Origin of the sequence: Halovibrio sp. HP20-59 (assembly GCF_033052795.2) — a bacterium.
Taxonomy (GTDB): Bacteria; Pseudomonadota; Gammaproteobacteria; order Pseudomonadales; family Halomonadaceae; genus Vreelandella.
The window spans coordinates 94,267-104,088 of sequence record NZ_JAWJUW020000013.1 but is presented as its reverse complement, the minus strand read 5'-3'; the positions used below and the strand labels follow the sequence as shown (position 1 = coordinate 104,088).

Sequence of the window (9,822 nt, the reverse complement as noted above, 5' to 3'; positions counted from 1 at the left end):
TCAAACCTGACGATTTGGCGCTGCTGGCGGGAAAACTCGACGCCCACCAAGTGAATCGGCTTGCCCGCGGCGCGGTATTTGTCAGCGTAGCCTTTGGCTTTAATCTGCTCTAATGCCTTCCCTTCGGGTAGTTGCTCCACCACCTTAAACTCAAACAGGTAAAAGTGCCCGGCGAAATCCACTGTCATATCCACTTTGCCGAAATGGCTAGCGTCTTCTACCGTCACGTTTACCCCAAGGGCCGCGAAATGGCTATAGAAGACACTCGCATAATGCCCTTCATACTGGGCAATAGGGTTGTTGCGGTACCAGTCATGGGGCAGCCCGGCGTAAAGCGCCTTAAGGTGAACTTCAAGACCTGCTAAATCATGGGCGCGCAGGTGAGTAAACAGCGTTTTGCGCTCGCGAGCTGGGTTCTCAACACCTAATACCGGCAGTAACACTTGGTTTAAGCTGGTTTCTACTTCCTGGTTAGGAAAACCCAAGGTATAAAGCCGATACCCCACCATGGGCTCTTCCACCTGCTTAACGGTTAGATATCCCGTTTGAAACAGCAGCGCCTCAGTGCCTATATGGTCAACATCAAAACGGCCTAGCAACTCAGCCTCGGTTTCTAGCTGGTCTAATGAAGGCGTAAATACCCCGCGTTGCTTTAAAAGCTCCACTAAAAACGTGGGAGTAGCGCTTTCAAACCAGTAAGGCCCGAACTGTCGCTCCTGAAACAGCAGCAATACATCAAAGGGATTATATACAGCAGTCACTTCCTGCCCGCACCAGCGGTATCCGTTATACCAATGCTTAATTTGAGCACGGTCTAGCCTCGGTAACTCAGGGGCAAAGGTGCTGTCAATATCCTCATCGGTATAACCGCAAATGGTTGCGTAAGCAGGCGATAGCGTAATATCACGCAGGTTATTCAGTCCCGAAAAAAGACTCACTTTACTGAATATAGAGACACCGGTGAGCAGCACAAAGCGTAAGTGCGGGTCAGCGTCTTTGAGTACGCTGTACAGGTTTTTCAGCCCTTCGCGCAGCTCACGAGCTCGCTCTGGAACCAAAATATTGTCGAGAATAGGCTTATCGTATTCATCGATCAGTACCACCGCGCGCTGACCAAACGTCTGATGAGCACGGCGAATCAGATCCGAAAAATCATTGGCAATCAGCTTGGGGCGCTCGCTGACAATCCCCAAGCGCTCGCGATGCTGAGCCAACTGATAGCGGATATGGGTATCCAGATCTTCGCGACTAGCCAAATGCCCATCAGCAAAGCTAATACGAATCACCGGATGCTCAGTTTGCCAATCCCATTTATCGTGTATATACAGCCCTTCAAACAGCACTTTGCGGCCTTCAAATAGGCAACACAGGGTGTCTAATAACAGGCTTTTACCAAAAAGGCGCGGGCGGGAAAGGAAGAAGTAACCACCTTCTTCAACCAACTGGTGAAGCAATGGCGTTTTATCGACATAATAATAACCGCCTGTGCGTAACTTACCGAAAGCCTGAACGCCAATCGGCAGTTTGAGATGGTTTGCGGTGGGTCTTTCAGTGAGCATGGCAGCCTCAAGCAGCAGGTATTCTATGTATCAGCATAACACGCACAGCACTGCCTCTATCGAAAGACGACTGTTTGCCGAGACGCCTGATTTGCTGGTCAATATGATTAATCACCCAGCCTAGGGCCTATTGACTGATGCACAGATCCCCCCGTGTGAACAACAAAGTCAGTGCTGGGGTTCGGCACGCAGCCGCTCAACCTCCTCGACCGGCAGTTCTCGATCTCTGCAATCAGAAGGATGATAACGGTTAAACAGAAAGCGTCACCACATCAAAGCCGACAATTTGGCGCTGCTGGCGGGAGAGCTCAACGCCCACCAAGTGAATCGGCTTGTCCGCGGCGCGGTATTTGCTGGCGTAGCCTTGGTTTTTAATCTGCTCTAATCCGCTGCCTTCTAGCAATGGCTCTACCACTTTGAACCCAAATAGATAAAGGTATAAGCCGACACCCCACCATCGGCTTTTCCACCTGCTTGATGGTTAGTATCCCGTTTGAAATAACAGCGCCTCAGTGCCAATGTGGCTTCCAGGCCCATGTTCATTGATGGGAGGTACAGCTTGCACAGCCAAAACACTACTGTAATTGCCAATTATGGGTGATACAGTGCGCAGCATAAACATGGCCACTAGCGCTTACTATCCAGTGCTTGTACTATATATATGATAGCAAGATACAAGTAATGAGGTGAGCCCATGGCGATTAAACCTGATGCAGAACAACGATTTGCAGCCCAGGCGGCGCGTTACACGCGACGCGCTTATCAGGTATCGTTGAGCAGCGGTCAACACATAGTGGAGATCGTCGACGGTGAACTTGTTGAAACACGTCCCGATGGCAGCACGCAGGTTCTGAAGAAAGCGCCTCCTAAGCATAAAGCTCCCATAGGAATGAAGCTCAAGGTTACCTAATGGATGAGACACCCCGCTTGCGGATGTTTGCTGGGCCCAATGGTTCAGGAAAAAGCACGATTCAAAATGTAATTCCCTCTCACCTTAAAGGGGTGTACATCAACCCTGATGATATTGAGAGAAGCGCCAAAGATACAGGCGCAATATACTTCAGTGACTACTCCGTAGATGTTTCAAAATCTGCCATTGAGGACTATTTTTACCTTTCACCTCTAACAGAAAAAGCTTCCTTAACGCCGTAGCTTGAAACCATCATATTTGAAGACAATTGCATCAGCTTTCCCACAACAGAACCCAATTCCTATATTGCCTCCATCGCCTCATCGTTGATCCGTGACCAACTAATTGCGTCTCGAATTAGCTTCACATTTGAAACAGTTATGTCGTCTAAGGACAAAATTCAAGTGTTACAGGCAGCTCGGCACGCAGGCTTCAAGAACTATCTTTACTACATCGCCACTGACGATCCTGCTATCAACGTTCAGCGCGTTCGGAATCGGGTGAACATAGGCGGCCACCCTGTGCCTGAAGACAAAATTCGCCAACGCTATTACCGGTCGCTCGATTTATTACTCAGTGCTATCAAACTTACCGACCGCGCATTTATCTTCGATAATTCAGGTCACGAAGCTATTTGGCTAGTTGAAATAAATCCCGAAGGCGAAATCGAACCTAGAGTAGAAGAACTACCGGATTGGTTCTACAAGCGCATTATTTTATAACAAACTTATTTTATTGAGACACCATTGGCGATCTCAACAGACTAGCCGTCATTGATAATTGACTCGCTACGTCCTTCATATATCAGCGAGTTGCGCTCGCAAACACGCTACCGATGAACGGCTTAAACTACCTGAAACAAGCTCAGCCTTTACGGCACTGCCTGCCCCGTAGGCGCCAGAATCTTGCGCAAGAAGTGGCGCGTGCGCTCATCCTTTGGTGCGGTAAATAGCTCCTCAGGCGGAGCTTGCTCGACGATGCCGCCTTCGTCCATAAATACCACACGATCCGCCACGTCACGGGCGAACTGCATCTCGTGGGTAACAACGATCATCGTCTGGCGCTCTACTGCCAACTGCTTCATCAAGCTCAACACTTCCTCGACCCACTGCGGATCAAGCGACGACGTGGGCTCATCAAACAAAATCACATCGGCATTAGCCGCCATCGCCCGACCGATTCCAACACGCTGCTGCTGGCCGCCCGAGAGCGACGCCGGGTAAGCATCGGCTTTATCCGCCAGGCCGATGCGTTCCAGAATCTCCCTTGCCCGCGCATGGGCTTTAGCTTTCGGCAGCTTGTCCACCACGATCATCCCTTCGCTGATATTATCCAGCGCGGTTTTATTGGCGAACAGGCCATAGTTCTGAAACACAAACGCCGTGCGCCGACGCAGGGCCAGAATATCGGCCCGGCTGGCGCGCTGGGTATCAACCTTCAAATCACCCACCTGCAAATGCCCGGCGTCTGGCTTTTCCAAGAAGTTAATACAGCGCAGCAGCGTTGATTTACCGGTGCCGGAAGGGCCAATGATGACGATAATCTCGCCCTGGGAAAGGCTCAAATCAATATCGTTAAACACCGTGTGGCCGCCAAAGCGCTTGGTAATGCCTTGCAGCGAAATCATCGTTGGTAGGCCTTATTCAGGTAAATTTCTAACCGGCGCTGCCCCCAGGAAAGCATTTCAACGATGACCCAGTAGATGAGCGCCACCAGCAAGAAGGCTTCCAAATAGAGAAAGCTCCCCGCCGCCTCTTTTTGCGTCGCGCCCATTAATTCGGTCACCCCCAGCGTAAAGGCCAGCGAGGTCGCTTTGATCATATCGATGAAGTAATTCATCAGCGTCGGCGTCGCCACGCGGGTTGCTTGGGGCAAAATGATACGGCGCATTAACTGTGACTGGGTCATGCCGATGGAAAGCGCCGCCTCGGTCTGGCTGCGGTCAATCCCCACAATCGCCGCACGAATGGACTCGGCCATATAGGCAGAAAAGTGCAGCGTCAGCCCCAGCACCGCAGCAGTGACGCCGGTAATCGCAATCAACGAACTAATCAGTTGCGGCAAGCCGTAGTAAAAAAGAAACAGCTGAACCAGCAGCGGCGTACCACGAAAAAACGAGATAAACAGCAGCGAGAGCCCGTTTAACACCGGCACTTTTGATACGCGAACCACCGCCAGCAAGCATGACAATATCAGCGCAAACACCATCGCGATGGCCGCCATCTGCAGCGTGAGCGGCAGATAACGCAGCAGAACCGGCAGCAGCCCCCACATATACTCAAGGTTAAGCATGATTTTTCAACATTTGATAAATCGCTTATAAGCAAACGGCCGTGGCAATGCCACGGCCGCGTTGAACGGATTAGCCTAGCGGTTACGGCTGAGTGATATCAGTATCAAACCACTTTTCCGATATCTCACGCAGCTCACCGTTCTCACGTAGTTCATCTAGCGCTGCGTCTACGCGGTCGCGCTGCTCACGGCCCGCTTCGTCATCGCGGAACGGTAGCGCGTTCTCAATGGACGAGAACGGCTGACCCGCCAGCGCTAATGGCAGGCCTTTCTCTTTAATGACTTGCGTCGCACTCACGCGATCCATCACAAACGCCTCTACACGGCCCAGTGCCACATCCTGCTCAATGTTGGATTCATAGGTGCGAATATCAATTTCATCGGCATTGGGCTGTTCACGCAGCAGCTGCTCATAGTTCGAGCCCAGATTAACCGCGACACTCTTGCCGGATAAATCTTCAACACCCTGAATAGTGTCATTACCGGCCTTAACGACGACCTGGGCGCCGTCATACACGTAAGGCGAAGTAAACACATACTTCGCTTCCCGCTCTGGGGTAATCGTGATCTGGTTAGCGATGGTGTCGATACGTCCAGACTCCAGCATACCCGCTAGGCCCGAGAAGCTCGCCGTAACGAACTCAATGTCATCACCGGTGATCTCACCTACGGCGTTCATCACATCAACTTCAAAGCCTTGTAGCTCATCCTGCTCAACAAAGGTGAAGGGGAAGTAACCGCCGGACATGCCCACACGGAGCGTTTCGGCTTGGGCAGCAGCGGCAAACAACCCACTGGCAACGCTCAGCGAAAGCGCCGCTAGGGTAGTCGTTAACTTACGTGGTAATGGCATGAGTCTGTTTCCTCGTTGGTTGATAGCCCGACGATACGGATAGCCGCACAAATAGTCATGAGGCATTGATGGCTTGTATTTTACCCCTACGACAAAAGCATACAAAAGAATATTAAGGATAATTTTTATGCTTTTATTGCATATACGCTGATGCCGAGCTGTGTAGCTACTTTTGCATGACAGCCAGGAATGCTTTCGGCGTGGCCGGTTGGCGCTGTGCATCGGATATGCCACCTTCAAGCCCAGCTAGCTCTTGAATAAACGAAACAAATTTTCCCAGCTGCACCTTAGCAAGCCCGCGCCTGCGCTTAGGCTTATTAATGGCGCCACGCCCAATCTTAGGTTATCATTTGATGATAACTAAGGTGAGGCAAAGCGTATTGAGTGAAAAAACACCAGACCCAGGCCTGGACACCCTTTTAGACCTCAATGGCGAGGTCTTTCCTATGGATAACGGCTATTGGACAAAGTTCGAAGCTTGGCGTGTAGAGCCGAGCGAGCAGATACCGCATGGCATTAGGTATTCGCTCACCCTTCACGACAGACATAACCAGCGAATCATTGGCTACGACAACGCCCATGCCATCAAACCCAAGAGGAAGAATTTTTTAGCCAAAAAGAAGACGTGGGATCACAAGCATAAAATGGAACAAATTGAAGATTATGAATTTGAAAGCGCCGGAAAACTTATGGAAGATTTCTGGGATGAAGTTGAAAAAACGCTTGATAACTAGCAGGTGGGAAGAGATGAAAACTAAAGTAATGAAAGTCGGCATCATCTCAAAAGAGGACTATCGCAAACGCACTATTGCGATGGCCAAAGGAGATTACAAACCCAAAAAAAACGAGCCAAAGGTGTGGTTTGAATCTATAACCTCTATGGCTCAGGTTTTGAATAACGAAAACCAAGAGCTTCTAAGAACAATCATTCACAACAAGCCACGCTCAATATCCGACCTTGAAAAAATAACATCTAGAAAAAAATCAAATCTTTCAAGGACATTAAAGACTCTTGAAAAATACGGCATCGTAAGCCTTAAAAAAGAGCATGGTAAAGTCATACCAGAAGTTAACGCTACAGATTTTAATGTTCAGTTTGGGCTTCACTATAGCCATCCCATCAAGAACAGTCATTCATTGCCCCTATGACGTTATATGGCACTTACAACAGTTCATGGATCGATTCACGCGAGACCCAGCAAGCACGAGATATGTTTAGATAGAAATAGTCAAAATGTAGTGAGCCATACTTTCGTCAAGGAAAACCAATGAAGCCGAACCTAGTTAACGATTCCTCTGCGGCTGAAGTTAGCGTTATCTCCTGCCCCCAGAACGTTCGGCGTGAGGCTGTCTTACAGTTAAAGGCCGCGCGCGACGAATGGGGCCGTAACGAATTGGTGGTGGCTATTAACCTGATGCTGGAACAGGTAGATGCCGATTGGAGCGGCTTACTGATAACGGCGGACGCGGAAGGAAACCCCACTGGGGCCATTTGGGTGGAAGTGTTAACAAGCAAAGAAGCCAATCTATGGCTACCCCATAGCGAGTGTGGTTGTACGCCTGAGTTATTGAGCGCTGCTATTGGCTGGGCAAGACAGCAGGGCCTCAGGGTAGTGAAAACAGTGGTTGAGGGAAACGACCTACAAACTGCCACCCTTCTTCGGGAAAATGGTTTTCCCAAGACAGTCAGCTTGAACTATATGAGTGTTTCCACCCAAACGGTATTGAAAGCGCCTGTGGCTAATGCGCTTGCCAGCTTTATCCATGTAGAAGAGCTAGCACCTGAAAGGCTTGAAACCGTGTTTGGTCAGATTGAGAAAAACTCGCTGGACTGCCCTGATTTACAAGGAATGTTGACCGCGCAAGAAGCATTAGAGGGGTTTTATCGACAGGATGTGCATGCCCCTGCGCACTGGTACCTTGTGCACTGCGAAAGAGAGGATGCTGGCGTATTGCTACTTGCCCCGCACCCGGCGTCCAATAACTGGGAGCTGATGTACATGGGGCTAGTGCCCGCTTGGCGTGGCCGTGGGCTGGGTGTTCAAGTGGTGAATGAAGCCCTACACCGGGCCAGAGAAGCCGGGATAGAAGAAGTAATATTAGCGGTGGATGAACGCAACACGCCAGCGCGGCAGCTATATGAGCAGTTCGGGTTTAGATCACGGATCACCTGTGTCGTCCATGCCTGGATACACAAAAGCGAGAAGCCTCAGGAAAAGCTATAAAAAAAGCTTGAAGCCGTCACCTGTAAACGGCTTCTTAGCTTCCTACCATCAATCCAACATCGCCTGCGTATGCTCGCGCTGCTGCTTCACGGCATCATCCAAAATCGCCAGCAGCGTTTCATAATCCTCAGGCATGTCGTCGTCCATCCCTGTATTCTCAAAGCGCTTAAGCGTGGCTTGCGTTTCATCAATGACGGTTTGCAGCTCATCGATGACTTGCTCATATTCCTCTGGCGTCATCAGGGCACCTGGTCAATTAAAGAGTTTCCAGAATGGCAACGCCTTCAGGGGTATCACCTTCCCACGGTGTCACATTCAGGCCCGTCACGTTAGCGTTTTCTGGGCCGTTGGGTACAACATCGCACAGCGGCTGCAAGCGTTCCAGCGTGCCGTGAATCACCGCTTCGGCACTGCCATCGGCCAGGTTACGTACCCAGCCCGCTATCTCACGCTGGGTCAGCTCATCGGCCAGCCACTGGCGATAGCCTACCCCTTGCACTGTGCCGGTTATCATCAAGTGCAGAGTCAAGGGGGTATCCGACCCAGCGCCAGCCACCGGTGGCACGGGCAGTTCAAACGCCCAGGGCGCCACACCTGCTTTCTCACACAGCCGCGCATGAGCCAGCTCGGCTTGCTGCTGGGTGTCTTGCGTTTCATCCACTAGCTCAGCGCTGTGGATTAACGGGCGGTTCAGGCGTTCTGCCACATGGGTTGCCATGCTCAGTGCGGCCTGGTTGGCGGGAGTGTCTTCAATGATGTTCAGCACGACATCCACCGCCGGTAGCTTGCGTAAAAGCTCCGGGGTATTTTCCAGGGTGTCGACAAACAGCTCGACCCGCGTGATGTGCGCGACATCCAGCCCGCCGGGCAGGTGGCGATGGCCTTGTACCAGGGCATAGCGGAACTGTTGAGCATCAAACCGCCACTGGGAAGCGGCAGCGTTACGTAACACCAGCACGCGCAGCTTTTCTTCACGCTCAGCGTTGATGACGACGAACGGCCGCTTGAGCAGTGCGCGCCGCGCCCACAGGTCGCCCTGGGTGGGATAACCCGCCTCGTGGTACATGGCGGCTAACTGAAATATCCCCTGGGCGTTACTCGGGCGCAGCGCCACCAGCCGGTGCATTGCGCTTAAAGCGGCGCGGTCGTGCCCTAGCTGTGCGTGTAAACGCGCCAGACGCTCATAGACTTCCGGGTGGTTGGGCAACTGATACGAGGCACTCAATAACGAGGAAAGCGCTTCTTGCGGCTTGCCATGTTGCATCTGCAACGTGCCCGCCAGTAACAACACCTGCGGGTTCGCCGGGTCTTGCTGTTGCAGCGTTGCCAACAAGGTAACGGCCAGTTCGGTTTGGTCGTGGGCCAGCGCCGTGCGGATATTATCCAGCTGCTGTTGCGACTGCTGCGCCAACGGCGAAGGCGGCACAGCGGCTTGCCGACGTTGGCGGGCGGTGTTCGGTGATTTTTTCGACGTGCGAACCATGCGAGGAGTCCTGTGGGCGAGCGCTACCGGCGCGGTGTAAAGATGGCCCGATAGTAGCAAACAATGGGATGAGTGATGTCAGAGACTTGGGTAATCGGCAAGTAGGAGATCGCTTCAATACAGTGTCATGGCGAGGAGCGCAGCGACGTGGCCATCTCTAGCTTGTAGCTTGGCTCGGCACAACCCCATGATCACTTAACTGCGTGCCGAGCCGGTTTAAACAATCACTTGGAACCTGACATATAGCCTCTTTCTCTTAATACTCTTCGCGCAACACCCTTCTCGCTCTCTGAGTTGCCCGTAAAACCTTTGCTTTTTATTATGTTTACAAGCTCTTCATCAGGCTTTTGCTCATATTCTTGCTTGAGTTCTTTGAGTTCACCGGCCTTTTGTTCAATACCGTTAGAGACTACCGTAGCGGTATTTCCAAGAAATTTTGCAGTTTTATAGCTGACTTCACCAAACTTGTTCCAAAATCCCATAGTGTTTACCTATAAATT

Annotated in this window: 13 protein-coding genes and 1 pseudogene; 6 read left to right on the top strand and 8 right to left on the bottom strand. The window is 51.3% G+C overall.

Annotated elements, in window-relative coordinates; genetic code table 11:
- On the bottom strand, positions 1-1,559 hold a 1,559-nt coding region (locus RZA33_RS14700), incomplete at its 3' end, for an ATP-binding protein (RefSeq protein WP_317508460.1).
- A 250-nt stretch (positions 1,560-1,809) separates the two neighbouring features.
- Positions 1,810-1,986: pseudogene (locus RZA33_RS14695) on the bottom strand (PD-(D/E)XK nuclease domain-containing protein); the annotation flags it as partial.
- 267 nt (positions 1,987-2,253) lie between these two features.
- Here RZA33_RS14695 and RZA33_RS14690 point away from each other — a divergent pair.
- From RZA33_RS14690 to RZA33_RS14680, 3 genes are all read left to right on the top strand, one after another.
- Positions 2,254-2,469: a hypothetical protein gene (locus tag RZA33_RS14690; RefSeq protein ID WP_317508459.1), complete on the top strand. Its 216-nt coding sequence runs from the start codon at positions 2,254-2,256 to the stop codon at positions 2,467-2,469.
- A complete protein-coding gene (locus RZA33_RS14685; protein WP_317508458.1) occupies positions 2,469-2,711 on the top strand; it encodes a hypothetical protein in 243 nt (80 codons plus the stop codon). Before RZA33_RS14690 ends, RZA33_RS14685 begins: the two co-directional genes overlap by 1 nt.
- A gap of 84 nt (positions 2,712-2,795) precedes the next feature.
- Positions 2,796-3,191 (top strand): zeta toxin family protein, encoded by a 396-nt coding sequence (locus RZA33_RS14680; RefSeq protein WP_317508457.1) that lies wholly within the window; start codon positions 2,796-2,798, stop codon positions 3,189-3,191.
- Between the two features lie 149 nt (positions 3,192-3,340).
- On the opposite strand, the gene RZA33_RS14675 is transcribed toward RZA33_RS14680, so the two are convergent.
- The 3 genes from RZA33_RS14675 to RZA33_RS14665 form a co-directional block, all read right to left on the bottom strand.
- A complete protein-coding gene (locus RZA33_RS14675; RefSeq protein WP_317508456.1) occupies positions 3,341-4,096 on the bottom strand; it encodes an amino acid ABC transporter ATP-binding protein in 756 nt (251 codons plus the stop codon).
- Positions 4,093-4,761 carry an amino acid ABC transporter permease gene (locus RZA33_RS14670; protein ID WP_317508455.1) on the bottom strand — a complete coding sequence of 223 codons (669 nt, stop codon included), beginning with the start codon at positions 4,759-4,761 and terminating at the stop codon, positions 4,093-4,095. The genes RZA33_RS14675 and RZA33_RS14670 overlap by 4 nt, the downstream gene beginning before the upstream one ends.
- Before the next feature lie 82 nt (positions 4,762-4,843).
- A complete protein-coding gene (locus RZA33_RS14665) occupies positions 4,844-5,614 on the bottom strand; it encodes an amino acid ABC transporter substrate-binding protein (protein WP_317508454.1) in 771 nt (256 codons plus the stop codon).
- Between the two features lie 320 nt (positions 5,615-5,934).
- Between RZA33_RS14665 and RZA33_RS14660 the strand changes: the two genes are divergently transcribed.
- The 3 genes from RZA33_RS14660 (at position 5,935) to RZA33_RS14650 (ending at position 7,839) form a co-directional block, all read left to right on the top strand.
- On the top strand, positions 5,935-6,348 hold the full coding sequence (locus tag RZA33_RS14660) for a toxin-antitoxin system TumE family protein (RefSeq protein ID WP_322976215.1): 414 nt from the start codon (positions 5,935-5,937) through the stop codon (positions 6,346-6,348).
- A 13-nt stretch (positions 6,349-6,361) separates the two neighbouring features.
- Positions 6,362-6,763 carry a transcriptional regulator gene (locus RZA33_RS14655; RefSeq protein ID WP_317508452.1) on the top strand — a complete coding sequence of 134 codons (402 nt, stop codon included), beginning with the start codon at positions 6,362-6,364 and terminating at the stop codon, positions 6,761-6,763.
- Between the two features lie 119 nt (positions 6,764-6,882).
- The gene (locus tag RZA33_RS14650) at positions 6,883-7,839 is read left to right on the top strand and encodes a GNAT family N-acetyltransferase (RefSeq protein WP_317508451.1); all 957 of its coding nucleotides are present in this window, start codon (positions 6,883-6,885) and stop codon (positions 7,837-7,839) included.
- 48 nt (positions 7,840-7,887) lie between these two features.
- Here the strand turns inward: RZA33_RS14650 and RZA33_RS14645 are convergent, their stop codons facing one another.
- The 3 genes from RZA33_RS14645 to RZA33_RS14635 all read right to left on the bottom strand — a co-directional run bounded on the left by RZA33_RS14645 (position 7,888) and on the right by RZA33_RS14635 (position 9,804).
- Positions 7,888-8,079, bottom strand: a complete 192-nt coding sequence (locus RZA33_RS14645) for a hypothetical protein (protein ID WP_317508450.1) — start codon at positions 8,077-8,079, stop codon at positions 7,888-7,890.
- 16 nt (positions 8,080-8,095) lie between these two features.
- Entirely contained in the window at positions 8,096-9,322 is a 1,227-nt protein-coding gene (locus RZA33_RS14640) for an acylphosphatase (RefSeq protein ID WP_317508449.1), read from the bottom strand.
- Positions 9,323-9,546: 224 nt separating this feature from the next.
- Positions 9,547-9,804 carry a hypothetical protein gene (locus RZA33_RS14635; protein WP_317508448.1) on the bottom strand — a complete coding sequence of 86 codons (258 nt, stop codon included), beginning with the start codon at positions 9,802-9,804 and terminating at the stop codon, positions 9,547-9,549.
- Positions 9,805-9,822 lie beyond the last annotated feature (18 nt).